Origin of the sequence: Rhizobium sp. BT-226 (genome assembly GCF_025847085.2) — a bacterium.
Taxonomy (GTDB): domain Bacteria; phylum Pseudomonadota; class Alphaproteobacteria; order Rhizobiales; family Rhizobiaceae; genus Rhizobium; species Rhizobium sophorae.
The window spans coordinates 1,671,155-1,692,507 of sequence record NZ_JAOYTI010000001.1 but is presented as its reverse complement, the minus strand read 5'-3'; the positions used below and the strand labels follow the sequence as shown (position 1 = coordinate 1,692,507).

The following is a 21,353-nucleotide window of genomic DNA, read 5'->3' as shown; positions in this document are numbered from 1 at the left end:
ATGTCCGAATTTCTCGAGATCCGCCCGCTCACCAAATGCGCCTTCGCTCCCTTCGGCGAGGTCATCGAAGCCGATCCGGCCTCGATGCGGCTCATCAATGGCGGCACGACGGAGCGTTTTCACGCGCTGGCGGCCGTTGAAGCGACCGGCGAGGGCGCGCGCGTCGTCATCAACCTCTTTCGTGGCCAGCCGCGTGCCTTCCCCTATGAAATCACCATGATGGAGCGCCACCCATTCGGCAGCCAGAGTTTCTCGCCGGTCTCGGGCCGCTCTTTTCTGGTCATCGTCTCCGAGGATGAGAACGGCCGTCCGGGGATGCCGCAGGTGTTTCTGGCGCGAGGCGACCAGGGCGTGAACTATCGCCGCAACGTCTGGCATCATCCCTTGATGGCGCTCGGCCAAGCCTGTGATTTCCTGGTCGTCGATCGCGACGGGCCGGGCAATAATCTGGAAGAATACTTCTTCGAAACCCCTTTTATTATCAAAGAGCCAGCCCCATGACCGGACTGACCACGCATGTTCTCGACACCGCTCTCGGCAAGCCGGCCGAGGGCTTGAGGATCGATCTTTTTCAGCTCGACGGCGAGATCCGCAGGCATCTGAAGACGGTCGTGACCAATGCCGATGGCCGGGTTGACGGCGGCCCCATCCTCGTTGGCGAAGGTTTCCGGGCCGGCACTTATGAACTGGTCTTCCATGCCGGCGATTATCTGAGGGCGAGCGGTACGCCGCTCCCGCATCCCGCCTTCCTCGACCTCGTGCCGATCCGCTTCGGCATTGCCGACGTCACGGCGCATTACCATGTGCCGCTGCTGATTTCGCCCTACGGCTATTCCACCTACCGAGGCAGCTAAAAATGCGTTTTGCAGCAATCGCCGACATTCACGGCAACCATCTGGCGCTTGAGGCCGTGCTTGCGGATATTCATGCGCAGGAGATCGATGAGATCGTCAATCTCGGCGATTTCTTCAGCGGACCTTTGGAGGCCGGGCTGACGGCAGACCTGCTGATGCCGCTCAGCCTGACCTCCGTCCGCGGCAATCACGACCGCTACCTGATCGAACAGGATCCGGCTTCCATGCATGCCTCGGATGCCGCCGCCTATCGGCAATTGACGCCGCTCCATCTCGATTGGGTGCGTGGCCTGCCATTCGATACCGTCTATCGCGGCGAGGTCTACCTCTGCCACGCAACGCCGAAGGACGATAATCTCTACTGGCTGGAATCGGTCTCGCCGGAGGGCTTCGTCTTCCTGAAGCCGATCGAAGCGATCGAGGCGTTGGCCGAAGGCATCGACTTGCCGCTGATCCTCTGCGGCCACAGCCATATTCCCCGCGCCGTGCGCCTCTTCGATGGCCGCCTGATCGTCAATCCCGGCAGCGTCGGCTGCCCGGCCTATGACGACGAACTGCCTTATTACCACAAGGTGGAGGCCGGCCATCCGCTGGCGAGCTACGCCATTCTGGAAAAGGCGACGGGCGGATGGACATGCCAGTTCCGAACCGTCGCCTATGACCATATGGCGATGTCGGCACTGGCCGCCGAAAGGGGCCGTGCCGACTGGGCGGGCGCGCTGGCAGCGGGTTGGGTGAGATAGAGCATATGCCGAAAAGTGTGAGCAGTTTTCGGGCGACATCATGCTCTAGAGCGGTTCAGCTTTTCACAGAAGCGCAGAACCGCTCTAGCCTTTTGTTTTCACGCAATTCCGGACGGAAAACCGCTTCGCACTTTTCCTGGAATTGCTCTAACTATTTAATTTAGAACAGGATTCAGATTTTAGGCCGAACCGGCCTAAAGTCATCCTGTTCTAGTCAGACCCGCTTGCGCGGCGATCAGTCCTTCTTTGGTACCGGTTTCGGTGCCGGAGGGATGATCGTTTGTGTCGGGGCTACGGCCGGTGTTGCCGGCTTTGCCGGGGCTGCGGCGGTTGCCGGTCTTGCCGGTTTTGCGCCGTCGAGATTTCCAAGGAGGGATGAGATGGCATCGTCGCCGTCGAAGCCGGCTTCCTTCAGCAATTTGTCGAGGATCGGTTTGTTCGCCTGGTAGGAGAGGAGCTGGCCGGCCAGTCCTTCGCCGAGCCCGATGCCGTTTCCGCCGGCCGCACCGTTTCCGCGGCCGAGCATGCCGCCGGTGTCGAATATCCTGATATCGGAGATCTTCTCAATCGGCTTGACCGCCTCGGCGAGCGCCTGCGGTATGATGCGGATCCGTTCGCGGGTAATCTCGAACTCGATGATAGCAGAGCTCAACTTGTTGCGAGCGTCGTTGAGCAATGCCTCGCTCTCGGCCGCGGCCTTGCCGGTTTCGAGAATGCCCTTGGCCTTGATGATCGCCGCATCCGCCTCGGCGGTCGCAAGCGTCTTGATGGCCTCGGCCTGGTCGCTTGCTGCCTGTTTTTCGGCCTCGGCGCCAACGGTGACGGCAGTCGCTTCCGTCTCGGCTTTCTTGCGTGCGTCGATGACGGCAATCTGCTTTTCGCGTTCGGCAATCTCGATCGCCTTGGCGGTGCCAACCTTTTCTTCTGCTGCTATCGCCAGCGCGCGGGCCGTTTCCGCAGCCGCCTTCGCCTCGGATTCTTCACGGCTCTTGTTGGCAACGGCGATGGCGCTCTCCTGTGCCACGATCTGGAGGTCACGCTTGGCTTCGGTTTCGCGTTGCTGGACGGCGCGGGCGGCGTCGATATTGGCGCTTTCGCGAGCCTGCTTGGCAGATGCCTCGCGTTCGGCGATCGCTTGTTCGGAAGCGATGCGGGCTTCCTCCTCGGCGCGTTTTGCGGCCTGCTCCTGCTGCGCGGTTTCAGCGCGTGTCGCCGCGGATTTGTTGGCGATGTCCCGTTCCTGGCTGAGTTCGGCTTCCCGCTTGGTCCGCTCGATGGTCAGCGATTGCTGGCGGGCCTCGAGATCCTTCTGGGCGATGGCGACTTCGGTATCGCGAACGATCTCGTTTCGCTCCTTCTTGCGTCCCTCGGTGATGCGGGTCAATGCCGCAAGACCTTGCGCGTCGAAGAAGTTGTTGGCGTTGAAATGCTTGATATCGGTCTGGTCGAGGCGTGTCAGCGACACGGATTCGAGTTCGAGGCCGTTCGACTGGAGATCGGCGCCGACGGCTTCCTGCACGGCCTTGACGAAATCCATGCGCTGTTCCTGCAGCGCGTCGAGATTCATCGTCGCGGCCACCGAGCGAAGGCCGTCGACGAATTTCGCCTCGATCAGGATGCGGAGAGCCTCGGCGTCGTTGGTGCGGTTGCCGAGTGTCTGAGCTGCAAGCGCAATCGAGGAGGCATCGGGTTTCACGCGCACATAGAATTCGGCGCCGATATCGACCCGCATGCGGTCCTTGGTGATCAATGCATCGCCTTCGCCGCGGCGAACCTCGAGCCGCAGTGTCTTGAGGTTAACCCGGGCGGTCGAATGGAAGATCGGCAGGACGACCGAACCGCCGTCGAGCACGACCTTCTGGCCGCCGAGACCGGTGCGCACATAGGCCTCATCGCGGCTGGAGCGTGTGTAAAGAGAGGCGAGGACAAAACCGATGCCGAAGATCAGTACAATCCCAATGCCGGCTGGTAGAATAACGTCGTACATCATTGCTGCTCCCTCAAAGATTGATTGTCCGCATCGGTGGGGTCGACCGGCGCGGGAATGGCGATAAACACATTTGCCTTGTGATCGACGAGAAGAACCGAAGCGCCGATGGCGAGCGGACCTTCGCCCTTGGCGGCTCGGGCTCGAAGCACATGCCAGTTTCCATGCTGATCCTTGACGCGGACGCGGCCCGGCAGTCCCTGATCGAGCGGGCCGATCGACACTTCGGCTGTCCGGCCGAGCAAGGCGTCGAGATCGACCGCATAGGTTTCGTCGTGCGGCACGAGCCGCGCCACGGTTCTGCTCGATGCCCTGACCATGGGGATGGTTGCCAGCGCGGCAGGAATGACGGCGATGAAGCTTGGCAGCGGCGCCCAGAAGGCGTTGGCGACGGCCTGCAACGCAAAGCCCGTCATCGCGAAGAAGCCGAGCGTCAGCATCATGAGAATCAGCAGCGGAACACCGCCGAGATTGAGCCAGGAAAGGTAAGCCAGGATGCCGTCATGGCCATGAAGCTCCGGCTTTCCCAGAAATTCCGTCATCGAAAAACCCATGACCATCGCGAGCATCTCGATCGCGGTCAGACCGACAAGGATCGCTGCGGCGATGGCAAAGGGCGCACATTCAGGGGAGAAAAGGAGTGCCATCGTGTTATCGGTTATCCGCCTTGAAGCGTGCGAGCCGGGCTTCGATTGCCTGTTCGCGGTGCAGTCGGTCGAGTTCGTCCAATTCGGAACTGTGGCCATGCTCGCCAGCGGGAACTCCGGTCAGCCGCGAGACGGCTGCGGCAGCGCGGGCAGCATCTGCACCCGGTGCGGGCTGGCTGTGACCGGTCGCTGCTTGTTCGGGATGCCGGGCGATACTGCGCTTGAAATCGGCAAGGCGAGCGTCCGCCTCGCGGCGCGTGGCGAGCACGGCCTGCAAGGCTTTCTGGCCTTCGTCCACCTGTTCTCTGGCATCGGCCAGCGCCTTGTCGAGCGCTGCGATCTGGGATTCGAGATCGATCTGACGGGCGACGCCGGCCTTAGCCAGGTCATCCCGCCCCGAGGAGACGGCGAGGCGGATCTTCTGGTCGAGCGCGTTCATGTCTTCGACGATTTCGTCTCTGCGGCTCTGGATGCGGTATTCCTCCGCACGCGCCTTGCCGAGATCGGTGCGGGCCTCATCAGCCGCCGCATCGATCTCGCGGACCGCCTGTTCGATGACGGCGATCTTGTTGACGCCTTCCGCCTTGTCGATCGCCGCATTCGCGATGCCCGCGATCAGGCGACCCATGCGTGAGAGAATGCCTTCGTTCGTCATGTTTTCCTCCATCCGAGCGGAATTCGGCGTGACGCCGATGTGAATCTCGTAACGGTCCTGGCCCGCAACGAGGTAGGCCGGAAAAATACTCTCCCATCCCCGTGAATAACCCGCGACATCGAAGGGCACGGCAACGCGTCCGTGCACCGTGGCGATCGTCAGGTCCGAGGGGCCCTTGATGGCGAAGAGCTTGTCATCGAGCGGTAGTTGCGGCGGATCGGCGGTCACGCCGCGATTGGCGGCGAAATCGCGAAGGCCGAGCGTGACCAGCCTTGCCGGCAGGCCCGTCTGCTCGCGGACGGTTTCATAGGCAAGGTCATGCAGCACGACGAGGTTGGCGCCCGCCTTGTCGGCGACAAGGCTGGTCAGGATTTCGATCATCCTGAGATAGGCGGCAATGGTGTCGTCCAGCGCCTGCCGGGCGTAATCGTCAGGTGCCAGCATGTAGCGCAGCAGCGATGGATGCGGTGTCTTGCCTGTGGTTGCCATAGGTTAAAACATAAAGCACCGCTTTTGTGCTTTCAAGATGCCGGGCTAAAAATACAACCTAGTCTTAACGCACAGTTAGAAGGACCGATGGCAGCGTCCAGTATCGAGATGTTGAGGGAGCCGTTGCTGCGTCCGTCGTTGGCGGCAGGTCACTGCCGCCCGTCGATGATCGATGAATTCACGTCGTTGATGTCGCGCTTGCCGCAGAGCGCCATGGTGATGTCCATCTCCTTGCGGATGATGCCGAGCGCCAGCGATACGCCTTCCTTGCCCATGGCGCCGAGGCCGTAGAGGAAGGGGCGGCCGATATAGGTGCCCTTGGCGCCGAGGGCCACAGCCTTCAGCACGTCCTGGCCGGAGCGGATGCCGCCGTCGAGATGGACCTCGATACGGTCGCCGACGGCGTCGACGATCTTCGGCAGCATGCTGATCGATGAGGGGGCGCCGTCAAGCTGGCGGCCGCCGTGATTGGAGACGACGATCGCATCGGCGCCGGTGTCGACGGCGGCCTTTGCATCCTCCGGATCGAGTATGCCCTTGATGATCAGCGGGCCGCCCCATTGTTCCTTGATCCAGGCGACATCCGCCCAGGAAAGCCGCGGATCGAACTGCTCATGTGTCCAAGCGGCGAGCGAGGCGATATTGGTTACATTTTTTGCATGGCCAACGATATTGCCGAAGTTGCGGCGCTTGGTCTGCAGCATATCCAGGCACCAGAAGGGCCGGGTCGCCATCTGCCAGACATGTCTCGGGGTGAATTTCGGCGGCGCCGACAGGCCGTTGCGCAGGTCCTTATGCCGCTGGCCGAGGATCTGCAGATCAGCGGTCAGCACCAGCGCCGAGCATCCGGCCGCCTTGGCGCGGTTAATGAGGTTGAGGACGAAATCCTTGTCCCTCATCACGTAGAGCTGGAACCAGAAGGGGCGTGTCGTCGCTGACGCCACGTCCTCGATCGAGCAGATGCTCATCGTCGAAAGCGTGAAGGGAACGCCGAACTCCTCGGCGGCGCGTGCCGCCAGCATCTCGCCATCGGCATGCTGCATGCCGGTCAGGCCGGTTGGCGCCAGCGCCACCGGCATCGACACTTTCTGGCCGATCATCGTCGTTTCCAGCGTGCGGTTGGTCATATCGACCATCACCCGCTGTCGCAGCTTGATCTGACTAAAATCGCTCTCGTTTGCCGCATAGGTCGATTCCGTCCAGGCCCCCGAATCCGCATAGTCGAAAAACATCTTCGGCACACGGCGCCGTGCGAGCTTTTTCAGGTCGGCGATGGTGAGCGGGGTGGCCATGAATTGAACCTTCACGTCTGAATACGGCCATCGGCCATAACATGAATTTCGCAGAAGCGTTATGGAAATTGGCCTTGTCGGACAGCTGTTACGGCCTGATTTCAAGAGCAACGAGATGTGTCATCGTAGCTGCGCTTTCAACGCAACGCCGGCCACATAGGTCTCGGCAATCGCCCGGTCGTCGCCCATCGTCTGCAGTAGGAAAAGCTCCTCGGGCAGCGTCTTCACCACTTCCATCTTCAGCGCCATGGCGGGTGTCGCCGCGGCATCGAGGACGACGATATCGGCCTCGGTGCCGGGTTCCAGCGTGCCGATCCGGTCCGCCAGCGACAGGGCCTCGGCATTGCCACGCGTCATCAGGTAATAGCTTTCCAGCGGGTTCAGCCGTTCGCCGAGCAACTGCTGGATCTTGTAGGCCTCGTCCATCGTCCGCAGCATCGAATAGCTGGAACCGCCGCCGATATCGGTCGCCACGCCGATGCGGACCGGCTTTTCCCGCCTCGCCAGCGCCTTTAGCGGAAACAGGCCGGAGCCGAGGAAAAGGTTTGAGGTCGGGCAGTGGACGGCGACGGCGCCCGCCTCGCTCATCGCGTCGGCCTCGCGCTCGGACAGGTGTATGCAATGGCCGAAGAGGCTTTTCGGCCCGAGCAGGCCGTAGCGCGCATAGATGTCGGTATAGTCGAGCGCGTCGGGATAGAGCTCGCAGGTAAATCTGATCTCGTCGTGATTTTCCGAAAGATGCGTCTGGATGTGCAGGTCGGGAAATTCGCGGGCAAGGGCTGATGTCGCTTTCATCTGCGCCGGTGTCGAGGTGATGGCGAAGCGCGGGGTGATGGCGACGTGGTTGCGGCCCTTGCCATGCCAGTCCGATATCACCTGGCGGGTCTCGTCATAGCCCATCTCGGGCGTGTCGAGCAGGCCCTGCGGGGCATTGCGGTCCATCATCACCTTGCCGCCGACCATGCGCATATTGCGCTTCATCGCCTCGGCGAAGAAGGCGTCGGCCGAGGTCTTGTGCACCGAGCAATAGGCGACCGCCGTCGTCGTGCCGTGGCGGATCAACTCGTCATAGAAGTGCGTGGCGATCCTTTCGGCATGGGCGCTTTCGACGAAGCGGCATTCCTCGGGAAAGGTATAGGTATTCAGCCATTCGAGCAGGTTGGCGGCGTAGGAGGCAATCACCTGCATCTGCGGAAAATGCAGGTGCATGTCGATGAAGCCGGGCATGATCAGATGCGGGCGGTGGTCAATCTCGGCCGTCTCCGCGGCTGCTTTTGCCTTGACGTCGGCATAGGGGCCGATCGCCGTGATCAGCCCATATTCGACAAGCAGGCCGCCATCCTGTTCGTAAAGATAGCTTTGGCTATCGGCGAGGCTTAGCGGTGCGCGATGGAAGGAAAGCAGGCGGCCGCGCAGGAGTGTCGTCGTCATCGTGTCTTGCCTTCGACTGCGCTCTCGAACCAGGCGACCAGCAGCTTGCGTTCGTCCGGCGTGATGTCGGTGATGTTGCCGGGCGGCATGGCATGGCTGCGGCCCGCCTGTATATAGATTTCTCGGGCATGGGCGGCGATTTCCGCGTCTTTTTCAAGCATCACCCCATTGGGCGGCCGCACGATACCCTCATAGACCGGCTCGGCCGCGTGGCACATGGCACAGCGCGTCGAGACCAGTTGCTTGACGGCAGGGAAATGTGCATCGCCGGCGAATTGCTGGAAGGCGGGCGCGACCGCCGCCGCATCGGTTTCGCCGGTCAGCAGCTTCGGCACGGTCGAAAGCCACATGATCAGGATGAAAAGAATGACGGTGACGATCCAGGTCCAGGTCGGCCGGCCCTTCCTGGCATGCGTGGTGTTGAACCAGTGGCGGATGGTGACGCCCATCAGGAAGACCAGAGCCGCGATCACCCAGTTGAACTGCGTGCCGAAGGACAGCGGATAATGGTTCGACAGCATGAAGAAGATGACGGGCAGCGTCAGGTAGTTGTTGTGTAGCGAACGCTGCTTGGCGACCTGCCCATATTTAGGATCGGGCACCCGTCCGGCGATGAGGTCGGCAACGACGATCTTCTGATTCGGAATGATGATCATGAAGACATTGGCCGACATGATCGTCGCGGTGAAGGCCCCGAGATGCAGGAAGGCGGCGCGGCCGGTGAAGAGCTGCGTATAGCCCCAGGCCATGAAGACGAGCACGATATAGAGCACCGCCATCAATCCCCAGGTATTCCGCCCAAGCGGCGACTTGCAGAGCAGATCGTAGACGACCCAGCCGAGGGCAAGCGACCCTAGCGAGATCAGGATCGCGACGGGCGGGCTGATATCGAGCACATGGCGGTCGATGAGGAAGAGGTCGGCGCCGCCGTAATAGACGATGCAGAGCATCAAAAAGCCGGAGATCCAGGTGAAATAGCTTTCATATTTGAACCAGGTCAGGTGCTCCGGCATCTCAGCGGGCGCCACCAGATATTTCTGGATATGATAGAAGCCGCCGCCATGGACCTGCCATTCCTCGCCATAGGCGCCGGGTGGCAGATGCGGGCGTTTCACCAGTCCGAGATCGAGCGCGATAAAATAGAAGGACGATCCGATCCAGGCGATCGCGGTAATGACATGGAACCAACGGGCCGCGAAGGCGAGCCATTCCCATGCTATGGCATATTCATACATCGAGTTCCCCTATCTTCCTCCGACTCGTGACATTGCGGAAATTTTGGCGGGGAGGGAAGAGGAGATTGAAGGACTGCACATGCGTACTGATTTCTGCAGAGGCGGCAGGGCCGAAGGAGCAATGGAATGATTACCGCGCTCTACAGCGATCAGTTCATAGCCGAAAACGCGCCGATGGACCGGCGGCTTGCCGCGCTCATTCTGTCGCGCGGTAACCGCATCGGCTATATCGCCTCCGGTCCGGAGCCGCAGCGGGAGTTTTTCAACGAGAAACGGCAGTATTATCTGAGCTACGGGCTTTCCCTCGATCTCTTCTTCGATCTCGACGCGTTTTCCGATGACGAGGAGATCGGCCAACTGTTTTCCTGTAGCGCCATCCATCTCACCGGCGGCCACACCGGCGATTTTCTGAGACGTCTGCGCCAAAGCGGCATGCTGGACAGGCTACGCGCATGGGCGCGTGATGACGGTATCGTCGTCGGTACCAGCGCCGGGGCGATTTTGATGACGCCGACAATCGCCGTCGACGCGCTCTTTTCCGGCGGTTCGCCCGATGCGGTGCAGGATGGCGCGGCTCTTGATCTCCTGCCCTTCGAATTCTTCCCGCATCTGAACGACGATCCCGGCTATCTCGCCGCGCTGCTGCGCTACAGCGAGACGACGGCAAACCCTATTCTCGCATGCCGGGACGGCGAAGGTCTCATCCTCGGCAACGGGCTCGTCGAGATCTTCGGCGCTCCGCTGACGATTTCCGGCGGCTTTGCCGAAGCTGCCGATCGCGGCCGCATCGCCGATCTGCTGTCCCGTGCCTAAAAGCTGCCGAGAAGGCTGTGCATTATCTCTGACTTATGCTTGATCTGCTAATTCAGTAGACCTTGAACTACGACGACTCGATTACAGTTATTTTTGCAGGCCGCCGGATAAAATAAGAAACGTTAGATCATCGGCGGCGCATTCATCGACGGAGAAGATGCCCATGCGCAGCATTCTGACGTGTGTGATGATTGCGTATGCGTCGTTGGCGATGGCTCACGACGCACCCTCGGGGTGGAGTTATGACCCCTATTGTTGCAACGGCAACAGTCATAATGGCGATTGCCAAATGATCCCTTCGAAAAGCGTGGCGGTGACGCCAGGCGGATATCGTGTGACGCTGATGCCGGGCGACCACCGGCTGGTCACGCATGCTCATGTCTTCCTGCTACCGATGACGAAGGCGATGCAATCCGGCGATAACGACTATCATCTCTGTCTGTTCCCGAACGAGGATACGCCGCGCTGTTTCTATGCGCCGGAAATGGGATTTTGAAGCCGAGCCACAGGACCGGACCCGGCTCACGAACCGGGTCCGGCATGTCGTTGTCCGAAAATGGCTGCACATTTTAAGGTGACATCATCAATTTCCGGCTGCCTTCATCTCCTCGAGGATCCAGTTGCGGAAGGCCTTGATCTTGGGCACGTTGCGACGGTTTTCCGGGTAGACGAGCCAGTAGGCCTTGCCGTCGTTGCGGGTCAGTTCGAAGGGTTGATAGAGCCGGCCGAGCGCGATCTCGGCCGCATAGAAGGCAGGATGAAGGATGGCGACGCCATGGCCGGCGATCGCCGCATCGGCTTCCACCGCCTGAGAGCCGAGCTGGTTGCGCGGGCGCCGATCGAGATCCGTGTCTGTGACGCCGGCTGCCTCGAACCATTGTTTCCACCAGATGTCGCCGGCGTCGAAGATATCGAGGTTCAGGAGATCGCGCGGCTCCCTGATGCCACCTGCCGCCTCCGCCAGCTTCGGGCTCAGCATCGGCGTGAACTCCAGTCCCATCAGCCGGTGCAGCGCCAGCCCCGGCCAGTTGCCGTCGCCCCAGCGGATGCCGACATCGATCTGCTCGCGGGCGAAGTCGATGATATCCGAACTCGCCTGAAAGCGCACCGCGATGGCCGGATGTTTCAAGTGGAAGGAGCCGAGGCGCGGCGCCAGCCACTTCGAGGCGAAGGTATGGGTCGAACTGATGGCGAGCGTGCCTTCGACGCTGTCGCGCGCCGTCGCCATCGCGTCGTGCAGCATGGCGAAAGCTTCGGTCACCTTCGGCGCCAGCCGCTCGCCGGTATCTGTCAGTGCGATCTGGCGCGGACGGCGCAGGAAGAGCGGCTCGCCGACATTCTCCTCCAACAGCTTGATCTGGTAACTGACGGCGGTCTGCGTCATGCCGAGTTCGTCGCCCGCCTTGGTGAAACTTCCGAGCCGGGCAGCGGCCTCGAAGACGCGCAACGCATTCAGCGGGAATTGTTTCGACAGCTTCATGGATAAGTTCTCTTGATGCAGGCAGACGGTTGTTCGATTGGAATTGCAGCATTTTTACCGGCAAACTGCAACTCATACCATCAAACCATCGAGGTGATGTCATGGATTGCTATGCTATCGAACAGAGCCCGCCACAGCCGACCATCGGAATTTTCCGGCGCATCGGCGGCCGGCTGGCGCGGATCTGGCGCATGCCCAGCCTCGATCTCGACACGGCGCCCGATCGCGTCAAGCGCGATCTCGGTTTCCTCGACGGACGCGATCCCTATTACGAAGACGAGCGCATGCGGTAGGCGCCAAGCGCCGTCAGGATCTCGGCGGCGGTCATGGCGGCGATCACTTCAGGGCGCTTGTCCCTGACCGCGGCGCCGCCGATCGGCAGCGTCAGCCGCTCGAGCCAGGCACGCTCACCGCCGCCTTCACGGGAAAGCCAGCTGGCGAAGGTGGCGCGCTTGGTCGCCGAGCCGATCATGCCGACATAGGCGAGATCCGTTCTTTCCAGCCCTTCGCGGGCGATGAGGAAATCCAGCGCGTGGTCGTGCGTCAGGATGACGACCGCGCCGCCAGCCGGAATATCCTTCACCAGCGCTTCGGGCATCGGCATGAGCCGCGTCTTCGTCTCGGGAGGCAGGTTGGCGAGTTCCTCCTGCCTCGTCTCGACGACCGTCACCGACAGCGGCAGCGGCGCAAGCGCCGTTGCCAGCGCCCGGCCGACATGGCCGGCGCCGAAGAGATAGACCTCGGGCAAGCGCTCGATCTCACTTGTCAGCCTGGCCTCGATTTCTTCGGCAACCGCCTGCGTCACCCGGCGAAACCGCAGCTGCGTGCGCCCACCGCAGCACTGACCGATGTCAGGCCCGAGCGGAATATCCATCTCCGCCATCCCGCCGGTTCCCGCCAACATGTCCCGCGCATTCGCGATCGCCATGAATTCGAACTGCCCGCCGCCGATCGTGCCCCACAATGCGGTTTGCGATACCAGCATGAAGGTACCGGCCTCACGTGGGGTCGAGCCTTGTGTGCCGGTGATGTCGACGAGGATGCTGTCGGGGTGGGCGAGGAGGAAGCTGGAGAGGTCGGTCATGGGTGGAGGGCCGATGAGCGGGTGGGCGTGGCACCCCCCTCTGTCCTGCCGGACATCTCCCCCACAAGGGGGGAGATTAGCATGAGACGCGAGCTTCCCGGGACACGGCAGCTGTGGCGTAGAGCTTTATGACGCAATGCCAGGGCATTAAGGTGCGGTGCGTTCGGTCTTGCCGATCTCCCCCCTTGTGGGGGAGATGTCCGGCAGGACAGAGGGGGGTGCCGCCCACTCCAACCTCTCTGCCGGTCCTGCTCAGCCGACAAACCAGCCGGACGCGTTCCCATCTGCTACACTCGCTTCATCCGCTCGACCGCCATCAGCACCCGTTCCGGCGTCGCCGGGGCGTCGAGCCTCGGGCAGACCTTGTAGTTGGCGACGCTTGCCACGGCCATCGACAGTGCTTCCAGCACCGAGATCGCCAGCATCAAGGGTGGCTCGCCGACGGCCTTGGAGTGGCCGATGGTGGCCTCAGTGTTCTCGGACCATTCGGCAAGGCGCACGTTGAAGATCTTCGGACGGTCGGAGGCGAGCGGGATCTTGTAGGTCGAGGGAGCATGGGTGCGCAGTCGGCCCTTTTCGTCCCACCAGAGTTCTTCCGTCGTCAGCCAGCCCAGTCCCTGCACGAAGGCGCCTTCGACCTGGCCCATGTCGATCGCCGGATTCAGCGAGCGGCCGACGTCGTGGAGGATGTCGGTGCGGTCGATCAGATATTCGCCGGTCAGCGTGTCGATCGAAACCTCGGTGCACGAGGCGCCGTAGGCGAAATAGTAGAAGGGCGTGCCGCGGCCGGCTTTGCGGTCCCAGTGGATCTTCGGCGTCTTGTAGAAGCCGGCGGCGGAAAGCTGGACGCGGGCGAAATAGGCCTGCTTGATGAAATCGGGGAAGGGGATCTCGATCTCGCCGACGCGCACGCGGTTCGGCAGGAAGACGACGTCGGTGGCTCCGACATCCCATTTCTCGGCGCCAAAGGCGACAAGCCGTTCCTTGATTTGGCGAGCGGCGTCGAAGGCTGCCATGCCGTTCAAGTCCGAGCCGGAGGAGGCGGCGGTGGCCGAGGTGTTCGGTACCTTGGCCGTCGTCGTCGCAGTGATCTTCACCCTGTCGATATCGACCTGGAAGCTGTCGGCTAGCACCTGCGCCACCTTGGTATAGAGGCCCTGGCCCATTTCAGTGCCGCCATGGTTCAGGTGGATCGAGCCGTCCTGATAGATGTGCACGAGGGCGCCGGCCTGGTTGAAGGCGGTCATGGTGAAGGAGATGCCGAATTTCACCGGCGTCAGCGCGATGCCCTTTCTGATATAGCGGCTGTCGCGGTTGAAGGCGATGATGGCGTTGCGCCGTGCCTGGTATTCAGCCGTTTCCTCCAGCTCCTCGACGATGCGGGCGATGATGTTGTCCTCAACCTCCTGATGGTAGGGTGTGAGTGTGCGCTCCGAACCCGGCTGGCCGTAGAAATTCAGTTTGCGGACATCGAGCGGGTCTTTGCCGACGGCATAGGCGATCTCCTCGATGAAGCGTTCGGCGCCGAGCATGCCCTGCGGCCCGCCAAAACCGCGAAAAGCGGTGTTGGAGACGGTGTGCGTCTTCAGCGGCTTCGAGGTCAGATGCACATGCGGATAGAAATAGCTGGAATCGGCATGGAAGAGGGCACGATCGGTCACCGGCCCTGAGAGGTCGGAGGAGAAGCCGCAGCGCGCCGCATAGGTGGCGTCGACCGCATGGATGCGGCCTTCGGCGTCGAAGCCGAGTTCGTAATCGACGAGGAAATCGTGGCGCTTGCCGGTGGCGCTCATATCCTCGTCGCGATCAGGGCGGAATTTGATTGCGCGGCCGAGCTTCTTGGCGGCGATGGCGGCGAGGGCTGCGAACTGATTGCCCTGCGTCTCCTTGCCGCCGAAGCCGCCGCCCATGCGGCGCACATTGACGGTCACGGCGTTCGAGGGAATGTCGAGCACGTGACCGACGATGTGCTGGATCTCGCTTGGATGCTGCGTCGAGGACCAGACGGTGACCTCGTCGTCCTCGCCGGGGATCGCCACGGCGATATGGCCTTCGAGGTAGAAATGCTCCTGTCCGCCGATGCGCATCTGACCTTTCAGACGCATGGCGGCATTCGTCATTTCCGTTTCCGGCTCGCCGCGGTGCAGCGTCATCGGGGTGATGACCAGCGGGCTGCCATTGGCGAGCGCGCCGTCGATATCGCTCCAATGCGGCAAGTCACGATAGTCGATCTTTGCCAGCTGCGCGGCGCGGCGGGCGGCATCACGCGTCTCGGCGATGACGGCAAAGATCGGCTGGCCATGAAACTGGATTAAAGTTTCGGCCAGCAGCGGCTCGTCATGGCTGCCGTTGGAGCTGACGTCGTTGACGCCGGGCACGTCCTTGCCGGTGAAAACCCAGACGACGCCGGGATGCGCGGCGACCGCGGAAAGGTCGATGCTGAGGATTTCGGCATGCGCCCGGTCGGAGAGGCCGAGGGCGCCATGCAGCAGACCTGCGGGTTCGGGAATATCGTCGATATAATCAGCGGTTCCGGTGACATGCTTATGTGCTGAATCATGCCGCAGCGAGCCGTGCATCGGGCCTGCGATGATGGCCTTGCGGTCTTCGAAGGTGGACTTGTCCATTAGCGCCCCCCTGTCGATAGATTGCCCGTCGCCGATGCTCCGGGCGCTCGCGGCTCAGTGCCGGAGCCTTGCACCAACAATCCGATCTCTATGGTTTGGCGCTGGTCCTGCGGCATGCCTCTTCTCCCCAGCGGGGAGAAGGTGCCGGCAGGCGGATGAGGGGGGCGGCAGGCACCCGTGGTCAATGTATCCATCACGCCACCTCCTCGAACCGCTTCAGCTCCGCCGGCGCGCCGACGGTCTCGAGATAGAACCGCGTCAGCAGGTTCTTCGCCGTCAGTTGGCGGTATTCCGCTGTCGCACGCCAATCGGTCAGCGGCTGGTAGTCGGCGTCGAAGGCGGGGCGAGCCGCCTCGATCGTCGCTTCCGTCCATGGTTTGCCGATCAGTTCGGTCTCCACCGCGCGGGCGCGTTTCGGCGTCGCCGCCATGCCGCCGAAGGCGATGCGGATGTCGGTGATCATCTCGGCATCGTCGAGTGTCAGCAGGAAAGCGCCGAGCACGGCGGTGATGTCCTCGTCGCGGCGCTTTGTGATCTTGTAGGCGGCAAAGCGGCTCATTGCTGCCGGATAGGGCACGAAGACGCTCTCGACAAATTCGCCGGGCTTCCGATCCTGTTTGCCATAGGCGATGAAGAAATCCTCGAGCGGCATTCTGCGCTGGCCTTGCAGAGACCGCAGCGTCAGCGTCGCGCCGAGCGCGATCAGCGGCGGCGGGCTGTCGCCGATCGGCGAGCCGTTGGCGATGTTGCCGCCAATTGTGCCCATGTTGCGCACCTGCTCGCCGCCGACGCGATCGATCAACCGGCCGAGCGCCGGGATTTTCTGAGAGATTGCTTCGAAGGCCTTGGTGTAGCTGACGCCGGCGCCGATGGTCACGCCGTCTTCCCCTTCCGTGACCGACTGCAATTCGCTCAAATGATTGATGAAGACGACCGGACTCAGCCTGCGCATCTGCTTCGTCACCCAGAGGCCGACATCCGTCGTGCCGGCGACGATGATCGCGTCGGGTTCCTGCGAGAGGACTTCGGCCAGAGCCTGCATCGACGCCGGCACGATCAGCCGGTCTTCGCCATTCGCGATCCTGATCGTGCCACTCGCCTGCATTGCCCAAAGCCGTGCGACGATTTCAGAGCGCGTCCGTTCCAGCGGGTCGAAGAGCGTGCTCGGCCGCATCAGGCTCACCTGCTCGGCGGCCTTGACGATCGGCTCATAGCCCGTGCAGCGACAGAGATTACCCTGCAAGGCTTTTTCGATTTGCCGGCGGCTCGGCTTCTCGGTCGCCAGCCAAAGGCCGTAGAGCGACATGACGAAGCCGGGCGTGCAGAAGCCGCATTGTGAGCCATGGCAATCGACCAGTGCCTGCTGCACCGGATGCAGCGCGCCGTCCCTGCCGGCCAGGTGCTCGACGGTCACCACATGGGTGGCGTGCAGCGAGCCGATGAAACGGATACAGGCATTGACCGATTCGTAGGCAAGCTTGCCGTCGGCCAGCCGGCCGACGAGTACGGTGCAGGCTCCGCAATCGCCCTCCGCGCATCCTTCCTTGGTGCCCGTCAGGCGTCGCTTCAACCGCAGAAAATCGAGAAGCGTCTCGGTTGGTCCGACATCGGTGAGCGCGATGTCCTCGCCATTCAGGATGAAGCGGATGCTGTCGTTCATGATGTTCCTATTGTTGTTTTTCCAAATGGTTAAGCCGCCGTCCAGCCACCGTCAATCGAGATATGCGTTCCGGTCACCTGCCTGGCCGCATCGCTGGCAAGGTAGAGCGACAGCGCGCCGATTTCCTCGGCCTTGACGAATTCATGCGTCGGCTGCGCCTTGAGGATGACCTCGCTCTTTACCTGTTCTTCGGTCATGCCGCGCGCCTTGGCGGTATCTGGTATCTGCTTCTCGACGAGCGGCGTCAGCACGTAGCCGGGGCAGATGGCGTTCACGGTTACGCCGAATTCGGCAAGCTCCAGCGCCGCCGTCTTGGTCAGGCCTAATATACCATGTTTTGCCGCGACATAGGCGGATTTGAAGGGGGAGGCGACGAGCCCGTGGGCGGAGGCGATGTTGATGATGCGGCCGGATTTTTTCGCCTTCATCAGCGGGATCGCGGCGCGCATGGTATGAAAGGAACTCGACAGATTGATCGCGATGATCTGGTCCCATTTCTCGATCGGGAAATCCTCGATCTTCTCGACGTGCTGGATGCCGGCATTGTTGACCAGGACATCGACGCCGCCGAAGGTCTTCGCTGCCGTTTCGATCAGATCGGCGATTTCGGCGGGCTTCGTCATGTCAGCCGGATGATAGAGCGCCCGGCCTTTGGACAATGATTCAAGTCGATCAACGATCGCGTTGATTTCATCGGCCTTTCCGAAACCATTGATGACGACGTTGTCGCCCGTTTCGGCGAAGGCAGTGGCGATCGCAAGGCCGATGCCGCTGGTGGAACCGGTGACGACGACTGTTCTGCTCATGCTGTTCTCCCTGAAATCGCGATGCTGCGTTGCAGCGTTGGCTGCGAGGTTATGCCCAAAGTCGGCGGGCTGGCAATTCCACTTTATTCGCTTTTCTCGCCCGCATCCGTGTCCTATTGATTTGCTTCGACAATTGACATGCTGAGGGAGGGTTTTCATGAGCGGATATGTTCTGGCGATCGATCAGGGAACGACGTCGACGCGGGCGATCGTCTTCGATGGCGACATGCATGTCGCCGGCAAGGGCCAGAAGGAATTCACCCAGCTCTATCCGCGCTCCGGCTGGGTCGAGCACGATCCCGAGGAGATCTGGGATTCGGTCGTCTCCACCGTCCACATGGCGCTGCGCGATGCCGGGATCGAGGCTAGGGATCTTGCAGCGCTCGGCATCACCAACCAGCGCGAAACCGTCGTCGTCTGGGAGCGCGAAACGGGCCGCCCGATCCAGAATGCCATCGTTTGGCAGGACCGGCGCACGGCAAGCTATTGCGACAATCTGAAACGACAGGACCTCGAGCGGCTATTCACGAAGAAGACCGGCCTCATCCTCGATCCCTATTTTTCCGGCACCAAGCTCTCCTGGATGCTCGCCAACGTCAAGGGCGCGCGGGCGCGCGCTGCCAGAGGCGATCTCTGCTTCGGCACGATCGACACCTTCCTGATCTGGCGGCTGACGGGTGGCAAGAGCTTCGTCACCGACGCCACTAACGCCTCGCGCACGCTGATGTACAACATTGCCGAAAACGCGTGGGACGAGGATCTGCTCGAAATTCTGAGGGTCCCCGCGGCCATGCTGCCGGAGGTCAAGGATTGCGCAGCCGATTTCGGCACGGTCGATCCTGATATATTCGGTGCTGCTATCCCGATTCTCGGTGTGGCCGGCGACCAACAGGCAGCGACCATCGGCCAAGCGTGTTTTAGGCCGGGCATGATGAAATCGACCTACGGCACCGGCTGTTTCGCGTTGCTCAATACCGGCGCCGACATGGTGCGGTCCAAAAATCGGCTGCTGACCACCATCGCCTACCGCCTGAACGGCGAGACCACCTATGCGCTGGAAGGTTCGATCTTCATCGCCGGCGCCGCGGTGCAATGGCTGCGAGACGGGCTCGGCATCATCGGCAGCGCCGCAGAGACCAACGCACTTGCCGAAAAGGCCGATCCGACCCAGGAGGTCTATCTCGTGCCCGCCTTCACCGGCCTCGGCGCACCGCATTGGGATGCTGCGGCGCGCGGCGCTATCTTCGGCTTGACGCGCAATAGCGGGCCGGCGGAACTCTCCCGGGCGGCACTGGAAGCCGTCTGCTACCAGACCCGCGACCTGCTCGACGCCATGCAGAAGGACTGGAAGAATGGCGCCGAGGACACGGTGCTGCGCGTCGATGGCGGCATGGTCGCCTCTAACTGGACGATGCAGCGCCTTGCCGACCTGCTCGATGCGCCGGTCGATCGCCCGGTCATTCTCGAGACGACGGCGCTGGGGGCCGCCTGGCTCGCCGGCAGCCGAGCAGGGGTGTGGCAGGACAGGGACGGTTTTTCGGCGACCTGGAAACGCGATCGGCGATTCGAGCCCGACATGGACGAGAAGGTGCGGGCGGCGAAGCTCAAGGGTTGGAAGAATGCTGTCAAGCGGACGCTGAGCGAGGGGTGAGGGGCGATCAGCGCCGGACTATAGCTCCGCGCGTCCCGGAAGAACCCCGGCCATTTCTTCAGCCACGGCGTCGCCGTTCTTCGGAAGATCACGAATTTCCGGTCAATAATTTTTTGATGCGGCCTGTCGGGTAAGCGGTTACTCCTTCGTCATTCAAAGAGAGGAGTGAGCAATGCTTTATGCAATCCTTTGTTACGCCCATGAGGAAACCGTCTTCGCCTGGAGCAAGGAGGAGGAGGCGGCCGTCATGGAGAAACTCTACGCCGTGCAGGAGCCGCTTGCCGCATCCGGCAAACTCGGCCCCGTCGGCCGGTTGATGCCGACGACGGCTGCGACCACAGTGCGCAAGGGCAAGGACGAGCCCTTGGTCATCGATGGGCCTTTTGCGGAAACGAAAGAGGCGCTTCTCGGCTTCTATGTCGTCGACTTCGAAACGCTCGACGAGGCGATCGCCTTCTCGAAACAGCTTTCATCCGTCAATCCCGGTTCCACCTCCTACGAAATTCGGCCTTTCTACGTCTTCAGGCCGGGAGATGCTTCGTCATGACAGACATTGCCTGGATCGACCTCGCGCTTGCATCGGCCCGCCCGAAGGCGCTCGGCGCGCTGCTGCGCTATTTCCGCAATCTCGATACCGCGGAAGAGGCGTTTCAGGAAGCGTGTCTGAGGGCAATCCGGACATGGCCGGAGAAAGGGCCACCACGCGATCCCACAGCCTGGCTCATCTTCGTCGGCCGCAACAGCGGCATTGATGCGGTGCGCAAGCGGGCGAAGACCCAGGCTCTGCCGGATGAGGAGGTCATCTCCGATACCGAGGATGCCGAAAGCGATATCATCGAGCGGCTGGACGATTCCAATTATCGCGACGATATTCTGCGGCTGCTGTTCATCTGCTGCCATCCAGATCTGCCGGCAACCCAGCAGATCGCGCTGGCGCTACGCATCGTTTCCGGCCTTTCGGTGCAGCAGATCGCGCGTGCCTTCCTGGTGTCCGAAAGCGCCATGGAACAGCGCATCACCCGGGCCAAGGCACGCGTTGCCAAGGCAGGCGTGCCTTTCGAAACGCCGAGCCCTGAGGAGAGGGCCGAACGCTTGTCGATCGTCAGCACGATGATCTATTTGATCTTCAACGAGGGCTACAGCCAGGCCGACCCCAGGCATGAGGCGGCTGCCTTCAGCGACGAGGCGATCCGGCTGGCTCGGCTGATGCTGCATATCTTCCCGTCGGAACCGGAGCTGATGGGACTGCTTGCGCTCATGCTTCTGCAGATCTCGCGCCGGCCGGCGCGGTTCAATGCCGGAGACGAGATCGTGCTGCTCGAAGATCAGGACCGGTCGCTCTGGAACCAACCGTTCATCAATGAGGCCTTAGCGCTGCTCGACAAGGCGCTGCGCCACCGCAAGCCCGCTCCTTATCAGATTCAGGCTGCCATCGCCGCTGTTCATTCCCGCGCAAAATGCGCCGAGGATACAGACTGGGTGGAGATCGATCTGCTCTATCGCGCGCTGGAGCGTCTCCAGCCGTCGCCGGTCATAACGCTGAACCGGGCCGTCGTCGTCTCCAAGCTCCAGGGTGCGCAGGATGCGCTCGACCTCATCGATCCGCTTGGCGAAAAACTCGGCGGCTATTTCTATTATCACGGGCTGCGGGGTGGACTGCTGAAGCAGCTTGGCTTGACCAGCCAGGCGCGCGAAGCCTTCGACCGCGCCATTGCACTGGCCCATTCGGCAGCTGAGGCCGCCCATATCCGCCGGCAGATTGACAAGATGCAGGAAGAGGCCACGCAGCCAATCGCAAAATAAAAATGCGAAGGCCGGCGCGGTGTCGGAACGGCGAACTCTGACACGTCCTTGTAATGACCTGACAGGAAACAGGTTTCATTCAAATGGAGAGATGTC

The 21,353-nt window shown here is 61.8% G+C and carries 20 protein-coding genes; 9 read left to right on the top strand and 11 right to left on the bottom strand.

Annotated features, from left to right (window positions below):
* Genes OIU37_RS08610 through OIU37_RS08600 form a run of 3 tightly spaced genes read left to right on the top strand, consistent with a single transcriptional unit; the run spans position 1 to position 1,597 of the window.
* Positions 1-501 (top strand): ureidoglycolate lyase, encoded by a 501-nt coding sequence (locus OIU37_RS08610; protein WP_182208711.1) that lies wholly within the window; start codon positions 1-3, stop codon positions 499-501.
* Positions 498-854, top strand: coding sequence for a hydroxyisourate hydrolase (gene uraH / locus OIU37_RS08605; RefSeq protein ID WP_182208712.1), 357 nt, complete (start codon positions 498-500; stop codon positions 852-854). Before OIU37_RS08610 ends, uraH begins: the two co-directional genes overlap by 4 nt.
* A 2-nt stretch (positions 855-856) precedes the next feature.
* Positions 857-1,597 (top strand): metallophosphoesterase, encoded by a 741-nt coding sequence (locus OIU37_RS08600; protein WP_180694430.1) that lies wholly within the window; start codon positions 857-859, stop codon positions 1,595-1,597.
* A 235-nt stretch (positions 1,598-1,832) separates the two neighbouring features.
* On the opposite strand, the gene OIU37_RS08595 is transcribed toward OIU37_RS08600, so the two are convergent.
* The 6 genes from OIU37_RS08595 to OIU37_RS08570 form a co-directional block, all read right to left on the bottom strand.
* A complete protein-coding gene (locus OIU37_RS08595) occupies positions 1,833-3,587 on the bottom strand; it encodes a flotillin family protein (protein ID WP_264257129.1) in 1,755 nt (584 codons plus the stop codon).
* Positions 3,584-4,231, bottom strand: a complete 648-nt coding sequence (locus OIU37_RS08590) for an OB-fold-containig protein (RefSeq protein WP_171604271.1) — start codon at positions 4,229-4,231, stop codon at positions 3,584-3,586. Before OIU37_RS08590 ends, OIU37_RS08595 begins: the two co-directional genes overlap by 4 nt.
* Before the next feature lie 4 nt (positions 4,232-4,235).
* A complete protein-coding gene (locus OIU37_RS08585; RefSeq protein ID WP_171604270.1) occupies positions 4,236-5,375 on the bottom strand; it encodes a PspA/IM30 family protein in 1,140 nt (379 codons plus the stop codon).
* A gap of 149 nt (positions 5,376-5,524) precedes the next feature.
* Complete coding sequence (locus tag OIU37_RS08580; RefSeq protein WP_171604269.1) at positions 5,525-6,667, bottom strand: alpha-hydroxy acid oxidase; 1,143 nt, start codon at positions 6,665-6,667, stop codon at positions 5,525-5,527.
* 120 nt (positions 6,668-6,787) lie between these two features.
* Positions 6,788-8,098, bottom strand: coding sequence for a guanine deaminase (gene guaD, locus OIU37_RS08575; protein WP_171604268.1), 1,311 nt, complete (start codon positions 8,096-8,098; stop codon positions 6,788-6,790).
* A complete protein-coding gene (locus OIU37_RS08570) occupies positions 8,095-9,333 on the bottom strand; it encodes a urate hydroxylase PuuD (protein WP_264257128.1) in 1,239 nt (412 codons plus the stop codon). Before OIU37_RS08570 ends, guaD begins: the two co-directional genes overlap by 4 nt.
* Before the next feature lie 126 nt (positions 9,334-9,459).
* Between OIU37_RS08570 and OIU37_RS08565 the strand changes: the two genes are divergently transcribed.
* Together OIU37_RS08565 and OIU37_RS08560 are read left to right on the top strand one after the other, a co-directional pair.
* Positions 9,460-10,146 (top strand): Type 1 glutamine amidotransferase-like domain-containing protein, encoded by a 687-nt coding sequence (locus OIU37_RS08565; protein WP_171604266.1) that lies wholly within the window; start codon positions 9,460-9,462, stop codon positions 10,144-10,146.
* Between the two features lie 163 nt (positions 10,147-10,309).
* On the top strand, positions 10,310-10,642 hold the full coding sequence (locus OIU37_RS08560) for a hypothetical protein (RefSeq protein WP_003541942.1): 333 nt from the start codon (positions 10,310-10,312) through the stop codon (positions 10,640-10,642).
* Between the two features lie 87 nt (positions 10,643-10,729).
* Here OIU37_RS08560 and OIU37_RS08555 read toward each other — a convergent pair whose 3' ends face one another.
* The gene (locus OIU37_RS08555) at positions 10,730-11,626 is read right to left on the bottom strand and encodes a LysR substrate-binding domain-containing protein (protein ID WP_171604265.1); all 897 of its coding nucleotides are present in this window, start codon (positions 11,624-11,626) and stop codon (positions 10,730-10,732) included.
* Positions 11,627-11,727: 101 nt separating this feature from the next.
* On the opposite strand from OIU37_RS08555, the gene OIU37_RS08550 reads away from it, so the two are divergent.
* Positions 11,728-11,919: a hypothetical protein gene (locus OIU37_RS08550; RefSeq protein WP_012758544.1), complete on the top strand. Its 192-nt coding sequence runs from the start codon at positions 11,728-11,730 to the stop codon at positions 11,917-11,919.
* Here OIU37_RS08550 and xdhC read toward each other — a convergent pair.
* From xdhC to OIU37_RS08530, 4 genes are all read right to left on the bottom strand, one after another.
* Positions 11,895-12,710 (bottom strand): xanthine dehydrogenase accessory protein XdhC, encoded by an 816-nt coding sequence (gene xdhC, locus OIU37_RS08545; protein ID WP_171604264.1) that lies wholly within the window; start codon positions 12,708-12,710, stop codon positions 11,895-11,897. The two genes, OIU37_RS08550 and xdhC, sit on opposite strands and share 25 nt — an antisense overlap.
* 287 nt (positions 12,711-12,997) lie before the next feature.
* Positions 12,998-15,337: a xanthine dehydrogenase molybdopterin binding subunit gene (gene xdhB, locus OIU37_RS08540; protein ID WP_171604263.1), complete on the bottom strand. Its 2,340-nt coding sequence runs from the start codon at positions 15,335-15,337 to the stop codon at positions 12,998-13,000.
* Positions 15,338-15,530: 193 nt separating this feature from the next.
* Positions 15,531-16,997 (bottom strand): xanthine dehydrogenase small subunit, encoded by a 1,467-nt coding sequence (xdhA, locus tag OIU37_RS08535; protein ID WP_264257127.1) that lies wholly within the window; start codon positions 16,995-16,997, stop codon positions 15,531-15,533.
* Positions 16,998-17,026: 29 nt separating this feature from the next.
* Positions 17,027-17,803 (bottom strand): 3-hydroxybutyrate dehydrogenase, encoded by a 777-nt coding sequence (locus OIU37_RS08530; RefSeq protein WP_168309466.1) that lies wholly within the window; start codon positions 17,801-17,803, stop codon positions 17,027-17,029.
* Between the two features lie 157 nt (positions 17,804-17,960).
* Here OIU37_RS08530 and glpK point away from each other — a divergent pair, with 157 nt between their 5' ends.
* The 3 genes from glpK (at position 17,961) to OIU37_RS08515 (ending at position 21,257) form a co-directional block, all read left to right on the top strand.
* Entirely contained in the window at positions 17,961-19,454 is a 1,494-nt protein-coding gene (glpK, locus tag OIU37_RS08525) for a glycerol kinase GlpK (RefSeq protein ID WP_168314176.1), read from the top strand.
* A gap of 172 nt (positions 19,455-19,626) precedes the next feature.
* Positions 19,627-20,001 carry a YciI family protein gene (locus tag OIU37_RS08520; RefSeq protein ID WP_011653034.1) on the top strand — a complete coding sequence of 125 codons (375 nt, stop codon included), beginning with the start codon at positions 19,627-19,629 and terminating at the stop codon, positions 19,999-20,001.
* A complete protein-coding gene (locus OIU37_RS08515; RefSeq protein ID WP_168309468.1) occupies positions 19,998-21,257 on the top strand; it encodes an RNA polymerase sigma factor in 1,260 nt (419 codons plus the stop codon). Before OIU37_RS08520 ends, OIU37_RS08515 begins: the two co-directional genes overlap by 4 nt.
* The last annotated feature ends 96 nt before the right edge of the window (positions 21,258-21,353 follow it).